Consider the following 18,416-nt stretch of genomic DNA (forward strand, 5'->3'; position numbering starts at 1 on the left):
ATACAAAGCTTTCATTATCCTGGTCATCCGCTGGTCTGCCCCTGGATTCTTCTATGCGATTTTTAAATACCGCTTCAGATCCTCCATCTGCTTTTTGGCCTGCTGATATCCCTCTTCATACAAAGTGGTCAGTTTCTTAGGATCTGATTCGGTTCTTCCCACTCCATGGGTGGTTTCCGGCGCAATCACAAAGATTTCTCCGGCCTGTTCCCGCTCCATCAACTCCTGGATACAGGCATTGTACCGTTCGGGCCTGGTCTTAATATCCTCTGCAACCTTCGGATATTTTTTATATAATTTCTGGGAAATGTCTCCTGCACGCTCTGTTTTCTTCACATAGCCCCGTTCCCTGGTGAGAATCACAATATTCTTATCGCAGCCTTCCTGGATGGCGTGTTTGTAGGGCACAGAGTCAGACAGCCCGCCGTCCAGATAGTAGCGTTTCCCTACTTTCACCGGCTGAAACAGAATAGGCAAAGCACAGCTTGCCACCACTACGTCAAATTTATCATCCCGTCTGGGAACTTCCAGATATTCCGGCTCCCCGGTATGGATATTGGTCACGCATGCCTCCACTTTGCCGGGAAAAGCCTCAAATGCGTCATAGTCAAAAGCCTCCAGCTTGTTGGGAACCTCTCCGAATACAAAGGGAATATTGTAAAAGCTTCTGTCTTTTAACAGATGACGTATTCCCATATACCGCTTATCCTTCATATATTTCTGCGCAATTTCCAGGTTTCTGCCTTTTTGTTTTGCCAGATAGGAAACTCCGTAGGCAATGCCTGCAGATACCCCGATAAAATAATCCGGCATAATATTTTCCTCTAAAAATGCATCTGTGACGCCGCAGCTGAATAAAGTCCGGCTTGCGCCGCCCTCCATGGTAATTCCAAGCTTCATTCTATGTTCATTCCTTTCATTTACTTCATTTTGCCGTTAGTATTTTACCGCATTTTCATTCTCTTTACAATGACAATCTTTTTAAATATTACTCCGGCGGTTAAATATCGCAACAGATGGAAATTTAAGCAAGTAAAAACGTCGATATTTAACCGCCGGAGTAATAGTATCTAATCCCCTTATTTCCCGACAGAATATACCGCTTTCCGTACAGGATATGCACCCCTTCTTTTCTTTCCCTTCCAGTCTGCGTATAATAATCACATACCCTTTCACTTTTACACATTAACGCGAAACGACAAGGAGATGCCTATGAATTCATACGTAATCCAAGCATATCCCTATCAGAATGTTGACATCTCTCCCTGGCAGAAAAAATTTATCTGCAGCGAAGAAGAGATTGACCGGCAGATGCTGCGTCTGGCAAACCGTCATATTACCTGGACGGAAGGAGAGCCGGTATCTGTCGGTGATGTGGTGCAATGCCGCCTTGTTTCCAGGCTGCCCAGATTTCAGAATGACAATCTGAGCCTGACCGCAGGCGCCGGGCTTTTCGACGCAGAACTGGAGTCTTTGCTGATAGGGAAGAAAGCCGGAGATACCATCCGGTTAGAAAAAGAAAACACCGCGATTACCGGAACATTGATTTCTGTGAAAAACAGGCATGTGCCTGCTGTCACGGACGAATACATCCGGGAGTTATCCATTCCGGATGTGTCTACCGTACCGGAGTACCGGGACTACCTGAGAGAACAACAGCTTCAGGCCGCTTTTTCCAATGACTGCTGCGAACCTCTGATGCATATTCAGAACACCGTACTGGAAATGAGCGAAATTCTTCTGCGCAGGGCCGACTGGAAACGCTATACTAATCTGAAATTACAATATCTCAGGGGACTTGCAGCCTTTGAAGGATTTGAGATTGAGACTATGACCGCCAAAGATTTCGAAGGCCGGATTCCGGTGAAATCCTACGGCGGACTGGTGGCTATGCTTCAGGCAGAATCCTGGGATACCTGCTGTTTCTCCCTGTTAGGACAACAGCTGACCCAACAGCATGAGGCAGAAACGTCAATCGCCCCGGAATATGAAGCATCCCTTCAAAATCTGGCGGACACCTGGCGCAAACCCAATCTGCAACTCCTGAAACCTTTGATGAACTGACGAAAGAAGGCTTTGTAATCGCCGATTTCTTCTCATCCACCTGCGTTCCCTGTAAAATGCTGAGCCAGGTGTTAGAGGACATTGAAGCCGAGCTTCCTTTTGTTAAGATTGTAAAGGTGAATACCACAGACTATCCGGAATTCAATGACCGCTTCCGCATACGGGCCGTTCCCACCATTCTGTTCTATCAGAATGGAGAACAGAAAGAAAAGCACATTGGAATGATGGCTCCTGAAGAACTCAAAGAAAAAATCAAAAATTATCTCTATTGAAAGGAAAATTTGTTATGAAAAATTATAAACATATACTTACCATTACAGCAATTACAGTAACATTTTTACTGACGCTCTGGGGCTGCGGCAATTCCGGGTCCAAGGCTCCCAATGCTGAAACCGCCTCTTACGATGATATTGTGGCTTACCTGAAAGACGGCGGCGTCATCACAGATGATAAGAATCCCGCTGACATCAACAATGCAGAAGGCTATGTGACAGACAATACCGGAGGGGAATTCCCTTCTGCAGAAATCGCTGATAAAGCCTGGGATTACGATGGGCTTTATCTTTTCTGGTGGGATTTGGAAAACCCGGGAGATTTAAAGGAAAATTATGATTCCATAGCCAACAACAACGGCGTCATTGTTATTGCAGGCGGTGCAGCCGTTCTGGAAACGGCCGGGTACAACGGCCCCTTTGCAATTGCCTTTTCTGAGGATTATGCCCAGAAAGACAAAGCGCTGGAATTGTTTCAGGCAATGCCGGAGTGAGATTATGGAAGAAACAGGAACCTACCCAGGTATAAAGGAAACCATGCAGAAATTTTTCTCCATGCTGAAGAAGGCCAGACTGCCATACCTCTGGCTGATTGGCTATATTGGCATTTCAATGATTTTGGCAAATACAGGCATACAGGTGACGGAATATACTGCGGAAATGTTTGCAGGAAATGTGAGCTTCACAGGCATAATCCTGCCTTTTCTCCTTTACTCCCTTCTGTCACTCTGTATTTCTTCTATTTCAGGCATTGCCTCCGGGCTGTGCACGGCAAGAATTGACCGCAACTTAAGACGCTCCCTCTGGGACAGCATGGTTCATCTGCCTTTCCGGTTTTATCAGGACAACAGGCCCAAAGAAATGATTTCCCGCGTCACCACGGACGTAACTGCCGTCAGTCAGCTTGTCATGCAGGTTTTTCTGGAATTTATCACAACCTTTTACACCTGTGTACTGATTTTGGGAAAAATTTATTCTTATGACTTAAAACTGATGCTTACTCTGCTTGTTATCCTGCCCCTGCAGATTATCATTGCATGGATTGCAGGGCAGCTCCGTTTCGGCTTCGGCAATGAAGTAAACCAGAAACAGGCGGAACTGACCCAGGGGATTGCAGAGCGAACCGGCCAGTCCCTGCTGATCAAATCCTTCGGCACAGAAGAAAAAGAAGAAAAACAGATGAGCGCAAAGATGAAAAGCCTGTACCATGCTTCCATCCGCAATGCCTGGACCGTCAGTATGATATCTCCCTTTTACACCGTTGCCTCCGCCATACAGTTTATTCTGCTTGTACTGGTTGGCCGCAATTTTTATTCTCAGGGAGCCATCAGCCTGGCCCAGTGGGTCGCTTTCTTTGCATTTGCAAATCAGCTGATCAATATTCTGACCTCCTACACCGGATACTGGACAAGCCTGCGGGCGGCTCAGGGAAGCGCATTGAGAATCAGCAATATTATGGCATGTCAAAAAGAAGAGCTGCTCCCCGGCAAACAGGTGACCGCACTGACCGGTGATATTGCCTTTCACGATATATCCTTCTCCTTTGGCAGCAAACCGCTGTTTCACCGTCTGAACCTGACCTTACCGGAGGGGAAAATGACTGCCGTAATCGGAGCCTCCGGCAGCGGAAAAACCACCCTGCTGAATCTGCTTCACCGTCTGTACCCCTTAGACGGCGGCTCTATTTCTATCGGAGGCCAGGATATTGAAAGCTTCAGTAAGAAAAGTTACCGCGCTTTAGTCACCTATATTACCCAGGAAGCCGTACTTTTCTCCGGAACCATACGGGAAAATCTGGTTATGGGCTTAAACCGTGAAGTGGAAGAAACAGAATTAGATGAAATCTGCAGCGCGTTGGGACTTACCGGCTTTATTCAGTCCCTTCCATTGCTTTATGACACTGTTATTGAGGAAAACGGCGGGAACTTTTCCGGCGGCCAGCGGCAGAAGCTTGCCATTGCACGGGCCTTTTTAAACGCCTCAGACTACCTCCTGATTGACGAAGGCACTGCCGCTCTGGATGCAGCCGCAAAAGACCTGATCTGGAATACCGTCAAAGAACGCATGGCCGGCAAAACCGTTATTTCTGTCACCCACAGCAAACAGGCCGTTCTTCATGCCGATTATGTGGTAGTCTTAAATCAGGGAAAGATCGAAGGCCAGGGCACATTGGCAGAACTGATGGCAGAGAATACATATTTCCAGGAATTTATCAAGGAGGGCAGCCATGAAAAAGAATAAAGTCTGGGGGCCATTCCTCCGTTTTTATACAAAATTTCAAATCCCCTGGCATTTTTATCTTATTTCCGCCCTGCTGGGCATGCTCAGCGCAGAGCTTATGATAAAAATTGCAGATATTACCATTCAGGTAAACAACGGAGAACTGCAGAATTCAGTGATCATTTCTTATGCCCTGTTCAGCGTCGGCAGCGGAATTGCCATGGGTCTGCAGGCAGTCACTTCGGCTTACGGGGAAAAAACCGTAACCATGCGCGCCCAGTCCATGCTCTGGAGAAAAATTCTGCGTTTTCCACAGAAAAGCATTGACAAAGAACAGCCTGCAGAACTGATTTCCTGTATTACAAACGACGTTACCCAGGCAAGCACCGCCCTTTCCATGATTTTTCTCGCAGTATCCTCCCTGTATGCGTTTGGGCGGGCATGCATTGTTTTTGCCGGGTACAACAGCGTCATGGTTTTTTATATGCTCCCGGCTATTCCCTTTGCAGTCGTACTGTTTTTCCTTGTGGGCAGACTGGAATACAACTCTCTCCGCAAACGCTACGCAGCCCTGAACCTTATGACTGCCTGGTTTTCCGAACACCTGGCAGCCGCAAAATATGTAAAAGTCCAGGGACTGGAAGAGGAAGAAAAGAAACTGGGATATCAGGCCATAGAAAGCAGATACCGGGCAGATATCTATTACACATTTATGTCCCAGTTTCAGGTTATTTTAAATTCCCTGTATACAAATTTATCTTCCGTAATCCTCGCTCTGGGCGGTTCCTCTTTAATCCGCAAAGGGCAGATGGCCCAAAACGGCATCAGCGCCTCCAATGCTTATATGGGCAATATCAACCGTTACCTGGCGGAGCTGCTGACCGATTACCAGACTGCAAAAGGAACCCAGGGCAGCCTGTTCCATGTAAACCATTTGATGAGTGTAGAAGAAGAACCGCTCCACAGCGGGAAACTGCCGCCCCGGGAACCGGGAGCAATCACTTTCCAGAATGTTACATTTGGCTACAGTACAGAGCATCCCATTTTAAAAAATGTCAGCTTTACAATTCCCGCCAATCAAAAGACCGCAATTATCGGAGAAAACGGCTGCGGCAAATCCACGATTTTAAAGCTGATTCAGGGATTTTATCAGGCAGACAGCGGAACCATTGCCATAGACGTCCTTCCCCTGAAGGATTTTCAGCTTCACCAGCTCCGGCGGCAATTTGCTTATGTGCTCCAAAATACCCCGCTGTTTTCCGGCACAATTCGGGACAACATCACATATGGTTTCGAAAATCCTGTTGCTGAAGATGAGGTAATCGCCGCTGCAAAACAGGCCGGAATACATGAGTTCATCCTTTCCCTGCCCCAGGGCTACGACACTCCGGTGGGCGAACAGGGATCGAATCTTTCCGGCGGACAGCGTCAGCGCATTGCCATTGCACGGGCCCTGATCATAAAGCCTTTGTATCTGATTCTGGACGAAGCCACTGCAAGCCTGGATTATCAGACTGCCGGCCGGATTATGCAGCTTGTGGCAGACAGCGGACAGACGGTCCTATACATCTCCCATAATATAGACGAATCTATTCAGGCGGATCATATCATCGTAATGGCAGAAGGAGCCGTAGAAGCCTGCGGAACTCTGGAAGAGATAAAATCCCGCAGTGAAACCTTCCGCTCCTTTGCCGGCGCCCAGGGAAAGGAGCGGCCGCAATGAAAAAATATACCATAGCCTTCAGCGCTTTTCTGCTTCTGATTTTTACTGCCATGCTGATTTATACTGCGCTGAGCCCTGATTTCGTCCCTCCTGTTTCCATACGGCAGCAGGCTGATCTTTCGGAGGACAATCCCATCTGGGATAAAACGCTGGACGATCTGGCCGATTATTTTGTAGAAGCGCAGGTGCTTCCCAATACAGAATATAACATTTTGGTGGCAGGAAACGCCACAGATGCCAGACTTTACAGCGGCGTAGAACTGTACTGGTGGGATTTGGAGCATCTGACCCCGGAAGATAAACTGTTTAAAAATTACCAGAACGGCCTGGAAAACGGCTTTATTCAATGGACGGAGCAATTCAATGTTGAGATACGCGGGCCCTTTGCGGTAGGCTACTATGGCACCTATGCCGGGGATGTGGACAAGATGCTGAAAGCATTCCGGGATTATTGCCGGGAATAAACCCTGCCGGGCGCGTGTTCACGGAGGTTCTTGTAAAAACGCGCCTTTTATGATATGCTTACCGCAGACAAAAACAAAAGCAGTTGGTATAAAGGATGAGTGATTGCAGTGGCAGCAGGAGCACACATAAAAACTGTTTTGGTGGACAGCAGCGCCGGAATGCGCAGCAGCCTTTCAAATCTTTTGGATATCTACCGCACCTTCCGGATCGTTGCCCAATTTGACGACGTTAATTTAGCCAATGACTATATTTTAAATCATCCCGTTGATCTGGTGTTCGTACAGCTTTCCATCGGAAATCCCCAGTACAGCGGAGATGGTTCCTTTATGGTGGGTTTTCTTTCCTCACAAAACCCCGATCTTCTGATTGTCCCCTATTCGGATAACCCCCGGGACGCTTACCTGACACAAACCTTAGGAGCCACCTCCTTTTTCACACTTCCCATTGATGTGATGCACTTTCAGCGGGTCATTCAGAGAATTTCCTATCTGTTTGAACTGATTTGCATCAAGCGGGAGTCAGAAAACCGCAGCATCATGATAAAAAATAAGACAGGCTATCAAATCGCAAAATTCAGCGATATCCTCTACATTGAAAACAGCAACCGCAAAAAGAAAATTGTCTGTGTCAACGGCAGTGAAATAGACGTTTTAAATTATACCATGGATGAACTGGAGCGCCTTTTGGAAGGAAGTTCCTTTTTCCGCTGCTACCAGTCTTTTATCGTCAATCTTGATAAAATTACCTCCATCCGCACCGATTCCGTCAGCCGGACTTATACACTTTCTTTAGAAGGGCTGCAGGAGGAAATCCTGCTCAGCCGGGAAAAACAAAAAGAAGTGATTGCACGTCTGCAGCAGCGAAGTTCCAATATCACGATCTGAAAACACAGCAGGAGAAAACCATGATAACTGAAAAAATTTACCAGGAATACATTAAAATTCTACAAGAAGAACTGATCCCGGCCATGGGATGCACCGAACCCATCGCCGTTGCCTACTGCGCCGCCCTTGCCGGAAAAGCTCTGGGCAGCCAGCCTGAAAAAGTCATCGTAAAAGCCAGTCCCAACATTATCAAAAACGTCAAAAGCGTGGTAGTTCCCAACACCGGCGGACAGCGGGGCATTGCCGCCGCTGCGGCTGCAGGCATTATAACTGGAAATCCCGATGCCAAACTGCAGGTATTGGCAGATATTACCCCGGAGCAAATGAAACAGCTGGCCGAATACTTAAATCATGGAGAATTTCTGGTGGAAAAATCAGAAAAACCCTATGTGTTCCACATTGAAGTCTCCCTGTTTGCAGAGGGGCGCACGGCAAAAGCCGAAATTGCAGGGCATCATACCAATGTCATCCGCCTGGAAAAAGACGGAGATTTGCTGCTGCACAAAGAGTATGAAGAACAAGCCCATACGCATACCACTGACCGAAGCCTGCTTACCGTAGCCCAAATTGTGGAATTTGCAGACTGTGTAAAAATTCCGGATGTCCAGGAGATCCTGCAGCGGCAGATAGACTATAACACTGCCATTGCAGAGGAAGGACTGCGGGGAGCTTACGGCGCCAAAATCGGAAGCATTCTGCTGAAATCCTACGGCCGCAGCATCCATAACCGGGCAAAAGCCTATGCCGCAGCAGCTTCCGACGCCAGAATGAACGGCTGCGAGCTTCCTGTGATTATCAATTCCGGCAGCGGCAACCAGGGGTTGACGGCTTCCCTGCCCGTTATTATCTATGCCAGAGAGCTCTACGTCTCTCAGGAAACCCTTTACCGGGCCCTTGTTGTTTCCAACCTGGTTACCATTCATTTAAAAACCGGCATCGGCCCTCTGTCCGCCTACTGCGGCGCCACCAGCGCAGGATGCGGCGCAGGCGCAGGCATCAGTTACCTGTACGGCGGCGGATGCGAAGAAATCACCCACACCATTGTCAATGCCGTGGCCATTGGCTCCGGCATGATCTGCGACGGCGCGAAGGCAAGCTGCGCCGCCAAAATCGCCTCAGCCGTAGAATCCGGACTTTTAGGCATGCAGATGCAGCGAAACGGCAGTGAATTCCACGGCGGGGACGGTATCGTGGTAAAAGGCGTGGAAAATACCATCCGAAACGTAAATATCCTTGCCAGCGAGGGGATGAAAGAAACAGATCAGACGATTATCCGGCTGATGACGGAAGAAACCTGCAAAAATTAATTTCAAATGCAAAAAACTGCTACAACTGACTTTTTCAGACCTTGTAAAATTTTCCCAAAGGGGTATAATAAACATAAACAGCAATATTTCTTACAACCAACGCCAAGGGGAGGGCATCTTCCATGAAACAGACACAGGAAATCCAAATGACTTATTCCGGCCTGCTGCCGCAGAAGGACGGAAGCAAAATTGTACGGGTAGTATTTGAACGGGGCAAAGACTTTGCGGAAGGGATTGTCCCCTCCGGCAAAATGGAAAAATCTTCCGGCTTTACGCCGGAAGAAATAAAGCAGCTGAGCGATTATCTGCTCCAGAATGGAGATGATATTCTCACGAAAGCAAAGGATGTGAATCCCCTGCGGAACTGGATGAAGAAAAAATAAACGTTTCAATCCCATTTTGGATGTCAGAATTCCTTTTTTTCCATAATCCTGATACTTATTTTTGCAGACAGCAGCAGGAGAACCAGCGCCAGCGCCATTGCAGCCGCAGCTATCATGCCCCAATTCCACTCCGCTGCATGGTCTATCAGGGCAGCCAGCTCCAAATCTATATTCAAAATCTCTGCGGCTTTTTCCGTAAAAATAAACACCACAACCACCGCTCCTATTGCTGCAACAGATACGATTCTGCCCTTTTCAGCGCCGAACTTAAGTTGAAAAGGAATTATTACTGCCAACAGTATCAGAATCACCGGCAGAACCTCAACGGCAATCAGCAAAGTATCCCGAACCGGCATGATTTTTCTCATTTCTCCTGTAACTGCGGCAACCAGAACAGAAAACAGCCAGCAGCTTATCCCAATTATCACACCGAACCCATATTTTTCCAACACATACCTGGCTCTGGTTACAGGCAGAGAAAAGAGAAATGCGTTCCCATTGTCAAATTCATCATAGCTGATAGTGCTAATGGTAAACATGGCTCCAAGAACAGTCATATAACTGATAATAAAAGACGTATCTTTTACAACCCCTGCCATCATTACGGCAATAAATCCAATGGTTACGAAAAATTTCTTCTGATTTAACATAAGTTTCATATCTTTAATCAGTAATCCTTTCATACCTTTTACCTTCCTTTCACACATCCCCGCGTATCATCATGGTAATCAGTTCGTCCACCGCTGCCTTCTCAATCACAGCACCCGGATAATTTTCCAGATAATATCCTCTCTGATTGGTCAGGCAGCTATATCCGAAGCTTTCCTTTTTATGGCGCAGAATATACTGCTTATCCAGTTCTGCATACTGGCTGCTGCTGACCTTTATTACGGCATAGTCGCTCAGCAGCACATCGGTATCTTCATGAAGAATCATTTTTCCATCATGTATCATGTAAAGCTCGTCGCACAAACTTTCCAAATCTCCGGAAATATGGGAACTGATCAAAATGGAGCGTTTTTCTTTGGCTTCCATGTATTCCCGCAGAAGCTCCAGCAGCTCATCTCTGGCAATCACGTCCAGTCCCACGGTAGGCTCATCCAGAATCAGCAGTTCTGACTGATGGGAAACGGCTGCAATCACCTTCAGCTTCGCTTTCATTCCTGTAGAAAACTCTTTAATTTTCTTATTTACCGGCAGCCCGAACCGCTGTACCTGTTTCATGAAAAAATCCCTGTCAAATGTATCATAAAGATTGGTCAGCACCGGAATAATATCATGGATATCCAAATATCCGCTGAATCCGGAGTCTGACAGAACTACTCCCAGTTTCTGTTTATCCTTTACTGAAAATTTCTCCACATCCTTGCCGAACAATTCCACTTTTCCGCCGTCTCTGTGAATCAGTCCCAGAATTGCCTTAAACGTTGTGCTTTTCCCTGCGCCGTTCTGCCCCACCAGTCCGGTAATGCAGCCCGGCTTAATCTCCATGGAGCAATCCAGGGTAAAATCCCCGTACCTTTTCACCAAATGCTCTATTTTCAACATCTTCATCCCTCCATAATCAATTCAAATAAGCTCCTGATGTCCTCGTCGCTGATTCCATATCTTCTGCCTTTTAAAATCGCCAGCTCCAGCTCCGCTTCCAGTTCTTTCTTCTGCTCCTCCATAAGAAGTAATGGATTGGCTGCGGCCACGTAGGTGCCTTTTCCATGGACTGTTACCGTAAATCCCTCTGCTTCCAGACTGTCATAGGCTTTCTTCACCGTCAAAGCGCTGATTTTCAGCTCCTTCGACAAGGCACGGACAGAAGGCAGATTATCATTCTCCTTCAGCTCCCCATTGCGGATCAGCGTTTTAATCTGGCCTACAATCTGTTCGTAGATTGGAACCATCAGGGAACCATTTATAATGATATTCATGTTTCACTTTCCTCCTTGTTGCAAACAGTATATAACAGTATTTGACTGTTGTCAAGTGTTATATACTGTTTATTTCAATTAATTCTGTACAGCATACAGTATTTATCCAGAAACCAGAACGGCGGGAATATATATAACTGGATGAATTCCTCAATGGGGATGAAAAGACAATTCCATAAAGTATGGGGCCGCCGGAACATGAAATTTACACACATATCTGGTTATGATACTCAAAGAATCACACCATATATTGCAAAAAATTTCTATCTCCAGACAGCCCCAATTTCGTTAAATAACAGATTGAAACAAATTCCTGATCTCTATTCTTCTTCCCTAACCCCCAATAAATGAATCGGATTCACCTTTAAATTTTTCCATTGTTCCCATTATCATCACACAATCAAATGCCGCATTCCGGCTCTTGTTCCGTCTCCACTACACTCTGTCCGTCACCCATTCGATTCTGCTTTTCCGCAATCCGCCCGTCACTCATCCGATACAGCACATCCGCCTGCCGGGCAATGTCCGGATCATGGGTGACCAGGATGACGCATCTTCCATCTTCATGGGACAGCTTTTTCAGGTTCTCCACTATCCGGCCGCTGTTGGCCGTATCCAGGTTTCCGGTAGGCTCGTCCGCCAGGATAATCGGCGCTTCTGAAGCTATGGTTCTGGCGATCGCCACCCGCTGCTGTTCTCCGCCGCTTAGCATCCCTGGATATTTCTTCAGCATAGCTTCGTTTAATCCCACGCTTTCTAAGATTTCGTTGATCCGCTCTTTCCAGTTTCCCTTCTTCCGTCCGGTAAGCCCAAGGGGATAGGCGATGTTTTCCTGCACCGTCAGCAGCGGAAAAAGGTTGTAATTCTGAAAAATAATGGATAACTGCCTTCTTCTGAGATCATCTCTGTTCAATTCCCGGTAGCTTTTCTCATTCAGATAAATTGTCCCTTCCGAAGGCAGATCAAGCCCGGCCAGCAGAGAAAGCATTGTGGTTTTCCCGCTTCCGGATTTTCCCTCAATAACGCAAAACTGCCCGGACTGGAACTGGGCGCTCACTTCCCGAAGCGCATAAGTCGTCTGGTAATGGTTGCTGTAACGGTAGCTGACATTTTCTATTCTTAATTTGTTCATGTTTGATCCTTTCCTAGAAAACTTTTACATTGGGACACGGCAGTCAATCTCGGGTTGCCCTTCGCTCACAAACCAGACAACGCTAATAAGTTTTTCCAATATACAACACGTTTTTCCTGCATACAACAACAGCAGAAAATGCCGAACCTGAAAGCTGAACAGCCATAAAGGCAAGAAACACTCTCAGCCAGGTTTCGGCCGGAAATCCATAGCCGGCGCAGAGCAGCACCACCATAGCCGCCCCGCTTCCGATGACTGCCAGAACACTTCCCTCCAACAGTAATTGCAGAATGATCTCAAATCTTTTCATTCCCAGGCATCTCATCAGGAAAATTTCCCGTTTCTGATTATGGATGAAAAGAAAGAAAATCAGCGCTTCCAAAAAGATGAGCAACACGAAAACCGGTATCACAAAGATCTGAAGAATCTCTATATTTTTCTTGATTTTAGAAGCTGTCTGAATATAATTCCTGTCATCCACAGACAAAGCAATCTGAGCAATATCCTCCGGTTTCTGGGTATCTATGGGAAAAAATCCCAGCTCCCTTGCCTGAGCTTTCCACTCATTTAACAGGAGCGGATTTCCAACCACCCCTCTGGCAGATGAAAAATAGAACGGCTTTCCTGCCGACGCATACTGACTCCTCAGCCATCCTGCCGGACAGATCATATTAGGCTCTTCAGCTGCAATGCTGTCATACAAGCGTCCCTGAAAAAATCCTACTACTTTTATCTGAACAGAGGTAACCTTTTCAAATCCATCCACCAGACCGATTTCGTTATATACTCCACTGTATAAATTCAGCTTAAGAATGTCTCCTTCCCGGCATTTTAGTCCCCGCTCCTCTGCATACTCTTTACGAATCAGGCACAGCCCTTCGTCTCCAGACAGCAGGGCTTCAAATTCCTCCATACTGACTGAAAGATTTTCCGGTTCTAAAAGAAATGCCGACACATCATTGGCGGTTGTCAGAAATACGCTTATTTTCTTTTCATCCTGACTGCTGAAACTGACGTTTCCGTAACTTTCCGCTGTCAGCACTTTATGGGTAACGTCCAGCTGCTCCAGCTTATCCGCCATCTCTTCCCGTATCCGAAGCCCCTGCTGCCTAATCCCGCTGACATCCGTCAGATTCATGGTTACGGGAATCTGCTGCCCCAAGTTTTCCAGGGCCCGATAGTTTCCTTCAATACTGTCAAGATAAATAAAGATAAAAGTGATAAAGATAAAAGAAATTAATATCAATAAAAAACTTCTGCCTTTATTTCTCACGGCATATTTTATTCTGTACATAGTTTCCCACCAACCTTTTGCATTTTACCATGCTTTATACACGCCTGTTTGTTCTCCTGCCCTCTTCTATTCCTCTTCCCTCACTCCCAGCAGCTGAATGGGATTCACCTTCAAATTCCTCCGGATCAAAAACAGGGACATGATAAATACCCCGACCACTTCCGCGCTTACTGCCAGAACCACGCTTTTTAACACAATTTCCTGGTTGACCGCTGCAAACACTTCCTTCTTTTCACTGGCTGCAATCCCTCTGGAATACATAGAACTGAAATACTCATCCTCCACAGATACTTTGTCAAGCATCATTGAATTGGCAATTCCTCCAATGCTTCCTCCGCTTACGGCTGCTAAGACGGCCAACAGTATAATCCCGGTAAGCAGCGACGTCCGGCACTCTCCCCAGGACATTCCCAGGGCCCGTTCAATGGCGGAACGCCTTCTCTCCTTTATAATCGCAGAATACAATAAAAATGCGCTGCTCGCTATCACCGACACCAGACCTGCCAAAAGTATAATAACGGCAATGGTCTGCAGATGATTCATCTGAGAAGCGAATTGCTCATATCCATTGTCATCAAAAGTAATTTCCAAGAGGGCAGCCTCCGGCAGTTTGGAAAATTCTTCATAAAAATCATTGATTCCTCCGTTTTTTATCTGAAAAGATGCATTATAACCCTGCATGGGACCTTCTGCAATGATATTCGACACCTGATCTTCCGGAACGGACGCACTTGGAATGATAAATTCATCCGGAAACAGCTCATATAAATCCATACCTGTTGACTGGCGGGAATAAATTCCTTTGATAATGTATTCTGATTCAAAAAATACATCCTGCTTTCCGCCTTCTTTATTTAATATATCTGTCCGGAACATCCAGGTTCCATCACCTGAAATAACGTTCTGCACGGTTGAATATTTATAATCTGTAAAATAGAACTGTAATTTGATTTTCTGCCCTATTTCGAGATGATTTAATTTGGCAAAGGTCTGTGGAACCAGACACACCTTTGAACCATTTTCATATTCCTCACTGCTGATATCTTCCCCTTCCACTACAGTTGCCTGCCCTTCATGAAACGGGCTTAACAGACCTGTATGATTAGTTGGCGTAACCGGCACTGCTTCACAAACCATTCTGTTTAATTCATCTATCAGATTCTGACACATGGCGCCTGTGTCTGTATTCCAAAAATCCGTTCCCATTTCTTCCCAACAAAGCGTCTTATCCTGACTCAGAGAAATTGTCAGCGGATAATATTCCAAAATATCTTTCATATCTGAATGACGATCTAAAACATTTAGCAATAGAAAAGCTATGTATGTCTTTCCGGCTTCCAAAGGCTTTGTTTCTTCCCTGTAATGATCGCAAAAGAAAATCGTTTTTCCTATCATAGACGCCTCCTCGCCTACACAATACACATCTTTCACTTCCACTTCTACCGGTTCACTGGGGATGCAGTCTTTCAGCGGAGTAAAGGCAATTAATGAGCTAGTCATTCTCTTTTCCTGGTTTGTGTCATAGGAAGTAACAAAATCAGGGCTTACCGCACCGAAAAACGGCCGCCGCTCCAATGGATGAATATATTCAACCTCAAGATCATTCAAGATATCCGGAGCTATGTACTGTGTATAATTTGAACTTTCTATTAACTTATATTTTTTCAGGGCTGCATCCCAGGTTTTTTTCATGATCAAGCTGTCCGGTTTCTGCGTCACGGTCCCTATAGTGGAAAAAGTGTCCTTCATCCGATTTATGGAATCCTGGACTCCCATCCACAGGCTGCATCCCAATGTGAAAAAAACAGTGCTGAGCATAATAATGCCAAAAAACAAAATGCTCATCCATTTTTTCCGAAACAGCTGTTTCAGGCTGTTTTTCATACATTCATTTTTTCTTTTCATCATTGAAGCTCCTTATTTTAATTACTGCCTCGGCGTTAAATATTTCCAATGATTAGTTCTTCCATATTTCCCGGGCATAGTCTGTCTCTGGACAAACCTGCTTCTGTGCCATATCTTTCGTGAGACTGTTTTTCTGCTTCTTATATCAAATATGAAAGACTGTTTTTCAACCCAGTTTGTCATATTACTCCGGCGATTAAATGTCGACGAATTTTACGCAGAATAAATTTTCATCTACAAGGCGGAAGAATGAGTTGTAGCGAGTGCTACAACGATTGATGAGGGTCTGCCCCTCTTTATCGGGCACAACGCGGCAGATGGAAATTTAAGCAAGTAAAAACGTCGATATTTAACCGCCGGAGTAATAGATTAGAAGATTTTTCAACACGCTCTAATTCATATCGTTTTGGCATAACCAACACCACCTTTTTCTTTAGTATACCATAGAAAAAGACAGAAAAATATATGTTTTGTGCAATATTTATTTTTAAGACACGCTCTAATATTACAGCGAGCAATCTATATTTCGATGCACAGGAACTGCCGGATTGTCCTTTGGCTAAGCAAACGGTTCATGGGCGTATTGTGTGGAGGCGAAATCCACTGCTTACGGAGTCTTAGGAGTGACGGCTTTCCGGAACTCCTTAGCCGAAGTTAGTAGTTAGTTCGCCGGAACGCTGCCCAGTTTGTGTGTCAAAGGGCAATCCGGTAGTTCTGTCCGTATCCAAATATAGATTGTTCGCTGTAGTACTAATGAACGTACAGAATAAAAAGAAATCCTGATATTTAACCGCCGGAGTAATAGAAATGAATCAAGAATGAAACCAGATAAGGACAAAAATAAGTTTTCGGAAAGTAACAGCATTGATTAAGAAAATTAGCTCCACGAGAAGCCATTTTGTGACAATGTCCGCAGATAGCGAGCATCGGATTGTATCAGCCACAACCCCAACCTTAAAGCCTTTTAAGAAAAGGATAGAAGAACATTAATGGATATGCTATAATTCTTGTGTTGTCCAACCTACACCCGGCAACGGGAGGAGGTGTTTCCATGGAGTTTGTCATATCTTTTATAGTCGCTGTTGCGGCTGGTGTAGCCTGCCACTACATCATCATATGGCTTGACAGTGACCGAACGGGCAACAAATAGCCTAGTGGGTGCTTTGCCACTATAAAAGAAAAGAAGAATCCCCAGACTGTACGCTACTACGGTTTGGGGATTCATTCTGCGTTCTCATGGAACTGTCATATCTTTTTGCCTATCGGCATTATAGCATATGCAAAAACTTTTTTCAATATGCTTTTGGCAATTTAAAAACTATCCTTATCTGGTATCAGTCAACTATAATAACTGCGTTCAAAACAGCCGCCAGAGAATACATCATTCCAATGTCGCTTCTATACACTTTTTTGTCCATCCTATCTCCTGACTCTGACGTTTCTTTTTTTTTCGTCTTTGCCCTCATTTTTTATATTTTCTATAATATCCCTACAGTATTTTGCCGTTATCATTCCGAATCTTTTTCAGTTTCTGATAAGATTCACTGCTTTCATATGCTTTAAACACTTCTTCTGGTATTCCTATCTCCGGCCCAAAAATTAATAGGTTTCGTATTATGTTCACCAAAAAATGTAATGATATACAAAGTCAGCGCACATAAGCCACAGCATATAAACGCAATAATTAATTCCAACAGCATAAAACATCTCCGTTGTGGCTGCTTTTTATTATACTTGAAAACACCTGGCTATTTTCGTCCAGAAAAAACATCCGGATCCTTATCGGCCAAAATAAGCGCCGTTTTTTATCTTCATATTTGTTGCCTTCCTATTGTTTTAAAACATATATTGTACACTTGCTAACTGCCACTCCTATATCTATTTAATATTTTTTTATATTGTCTGTATACAATGTAAATACCAACTGTACATTCAAAACATAGCACTCCAATAAAAATGTACACATGCAAAATTATTAACACTGGCGTAACAATAAGTATTAAGGCGCATCTCTTATATAAAGCTGCCATACTGCTATTATATCCTTCTACATCAGCAATTTCTAAACTTTTATCTCCGGCCCAAAAGTTAATAGGTTTCGTATCATGCTCGCCAAAAAATGCAATGATATACAAAGGTAGGGCACATAAACCACAACAAATAAACGCAATGGTTAATTCCGTCAGCATAAAACACCCCCACTTTGGATACAATACCCTGTCTGTATATTACCTTTTTTTCTAATAATTTGAAGATTTTGTCCAAAATAACGAGTTAATGTATTATCTTTATATGTGACTTCGCTATATTCTGGGGCTAGAAACTGATATCCGTTATCACTATTTTTCCTTATTGATAAATACATCAAATCTTTCTTTATTGTGTCATAATATGCAATAAATCCACCTTTGCAAAACTTCATACACAAAGGCAATTTATATTTCGCTAATTCATACGTTATAAAGCATGAACTAGATCTCCAATATAGTTTTTTTTCATCTCGATAAAAACCGTCACTTTCAAACTTTAAATTACATACCCAATCACTAACTATCGCATCATATACTTTATAATTACTTAAAAGGCCTTTGTTAAAATCAAACTCAATTTGAATCCTTCTATGCATTTCACCAACATTATATTGAATGTTCATCTCAAGCATATAACAACTTTTCCATAATTCTTGAATAATTTCGTTACCAATCATTTTATCATCATAAACCACAATATATTCATATTTATTTATCATACTATTTTTCATTGCCATATTCATTCCTTTTTAAATGATAAAAGGTTAAAAGTTAATTGCATTAAAAAAATGCAGGACACCTTCCACAGTTATTTT

18 protein-coding genes are annotated in these 18,416 nt (G+C 44.5%); 9 read left to right on the top strand and 9 right to left on the bottom strand.

From position 1 onward, the window contains the following. Positions 1–51: 51 nt before the first annotated feature. A complete protein-coding gene (locus ACTO17_RS07440; protein WP_172539652.1) occupies positions 52–900 on the bottom strand; it encodes a patatin-like phospholipase family protein in 849 nt (282 codons plus the stop codon). Positions 901–1,212: 312 nt separating this feature from the next. On the opposite strand from ACTO17_RS07440, the gene ACTO17_RS07445 reads away from it, so the two are divergent. The 9 genes from ACTO17_RS07445 to ACTO17_RS07485 all read left to right on the top strand — a co-directional run bounded on the left by ACTO17_RS07445 (position 1,213) and on the right by ACTO17_RS07485 (position 9,318). Next, positions 1,213–2,064: a trigger factor gene (locus ACTO17_RS07445; RefSeq protein ID WP_482557474.1), complete on the top strand. Its 852-nt coding sequence runs from the start codon at positions 1,213–1,215 to the stop codon at positions 2,062–2,064. Positions 2,065–2,081: 17 nt separating this feature from the next. Beyond that, complete coding sequence (locus tag ACTO17_RS07450; protein ID WP_482557499.1) at positions 2,082–2,336, top strand: thioredoxin family protein; 255 nt, start codon at positions 2,082–2,084, stop codon at positions 2,334–2,336. Between the two features lie 14 nt (positions 2,337–2,350). Further along, a complete protein-coding gene (locus tag ACTO17_RS07455; protein WP_482557475.1) occupies positions 2,351–2,830 on the top strand; it encodes a hypothetical protein in 480 nt (159 codons plus the stop codon). A gap of 4 nt (positions 2,831–2,834) precedes the next feature. Then, positions 2,835–4,577: an ABC transporter ATP-binding protein gene (locus tag ACTO17_RS07460; RefSeq protein ID WP_482557476.1), complete on the top strand. Its 1,743-nt coding sequence runs from the start codon at positions 2,835–2,837 to the stop codon at positions 4,575–4,577. Further along, positions 4,564–6,279, top strand: coding sequence for an ABC transporter ATP-binding protein (locus tag ACTO17_RS07465; protein WP_482557477.1), 1,716 nt, complete (start codon positions 4,564–4,566; stop codon positions 6,277–6,279). The genes ACTO17_RS07460 and ACTO17_RS07465 overlap by 14 nt, the downstream gene beginning before the upstream one ends. Then, positions 6,276–6,743 (top strand): hypothetical protein, encoded by a 468-nt coding sequence (locus ACTO17_RS07470; RefSeq protein WP_482557478.1) that lies wholly within the window; start codon positions 6,276–6,278, stop codon positions 6,741–6,743. The genes ACTO17_RS07465 and ACTO17_RS07470 overlap by 4 nt, the downstream gene beginning before the upstream one ends. A 108-nt stretch (positions 6,744–6,851) precedes the next feature. After that, a complete protein-coding gene (locus tag ACTO17_RS07475; protein ID WP_482557479.1) occupies positions 6,852–7,628 on the top strand; it encodes a LytR/AlgR family response regulator transcription factor in 777 nt (258 codons plus the stop codon). Between the two features lie 20 nt (positions 7,629–7,648). Further along, positions 7,649–8,935, top strand: a complete 1,287-nt coding sequence (locus tag ACTO17_RS07480) for an L-cysteine desulfidase family protein (RefSeq protein WP_482557480.1) — start codon at positions 7,649–7,651, stop codon at positions 8,933–8,935. Between the two features lie 122 nt (positions 8,936–9,057). Next, a complete protein-coding gene (locus tag ACTO17_RS07485; RefSeq protein ID WP_172535705.1) occupies positions 9,058–9,318 on the top strand; it encodes a hypothetical protein in 261 nt (86 codons plus the stop codon). Between the two features lie 23 nt (positions 9,319–9,341). On the opposite strand, the gene ACTO17_RS07490 is transcribed toward ACTO17_RS07485, so the two are convergent. The 8 genes from ACTO17_RS07490 to ACTO17_RS07525 all read right to left on the bottom strand — a co-directional run bounded on the left by ACTO17_RS07490 (position 9,342) and on the right by ACTO17_RS07525 (position 18,338). Beyond that, entirely contained in the window at positions 9,342–10,001 is a 660-nt protein-coding gene (locus tag ACTO17_RS07490; protein ID WP_482557481.1) for an ABC-2 transporter permease, read from the bottom strand. Between the two features lie 16 nt (positions 10,002–10,017). Continuing rightward, complete coding sequence (locus ACTO17_RS07495; protein ID WP_482557482.1) at positions 10,018–10,866, bottom strand: ABC transporter ATP-binding protein; 849 nt, start codon at positions 10,864–10,866, stop codon at positions 10,018–10,020. A 2-nt stretch (positions 10,867–10,868) separates the two neighbouring features. Beyond that, complete coding sequence (locus ACTO17_RS07500; RefSeq protein WP_172538130.1) at positions 10,869–11,240, bottom strand: GntR family transcriptional regulator; 372 nt, start codon at positions 11,238–11,240, stop codon at positions 10,869–10,871. Positions 11,241–11,640: 400 nt separating this feature from the next. Further along, the gene (locus ACTO17_RS07505) at positions 11,641–12,372 is read right to left on the bottom strand and encodes an ABC transporter ATP-binding protein (protein ID WP_482557483.1); all 732 of its coding nucleotides are present in this window, start codon (positions 12,370–12,372) and stop codon (positions 11,641–11,643) included. Between the two features lie 82 nt (positions 12,373–12,454). After that, positions 12,455–13,666 carry an FtsX-like permease family protein gene (locus ACTO17_RS07510; protein WP_482557484.1) on the bottom strand — a complete coding sequence of 404 codons (1,212 nt, stop codon included), beginning with the start codon at positions 13,664–13,666 and terminating at the stop codon, positions 12,455–12,457. Positions 13,667–13,732: 66 nt separating this feature from the next. Next, the gene (locus ACTO17_RS07515) at positions 13,733–15,574 is read right to left on the bottom strand and encodes an ABC transporter permease family protein (protein WP_482557485.1); all 1,842 of its coding nucleotides are present in this window, start codon (positions 15,572–15,574) and stop codon (positions 13,733–13,735) included. Positions 15,575–17,430: 1,856 nt separating this feature from the next. Further along, positions 17,431–17,760 (bottom strand): hypothetical protein, encoded by a 330-nt coding sequence (locus ACTO17_RS07520; RefSeq protein ID WP_482557486.1) that lies wholly within the window; start codon positions 17,758–17,760, stop codon positions 17,431–17,433. Then, positions 17,754–18,338, bottom strand: a complete 585-nt coding sequence (locus ACTO17_RS07525) for a hypothetical protein (RefSeq protein ID WP_482557487.1) — start codon at positions 18,336–18,338, stop codon at positions 17,754–17,756. Before ACTO17_RS07525 ends, ACTO17_RS07520 begins: the two co-directional genes overlap by 7 nt. Positions 18,339–18,416 lie beyond the last annotated feature (78 nt).

It is taken from the genome of Petralouisia sp. (assembly GCF_056822245.1).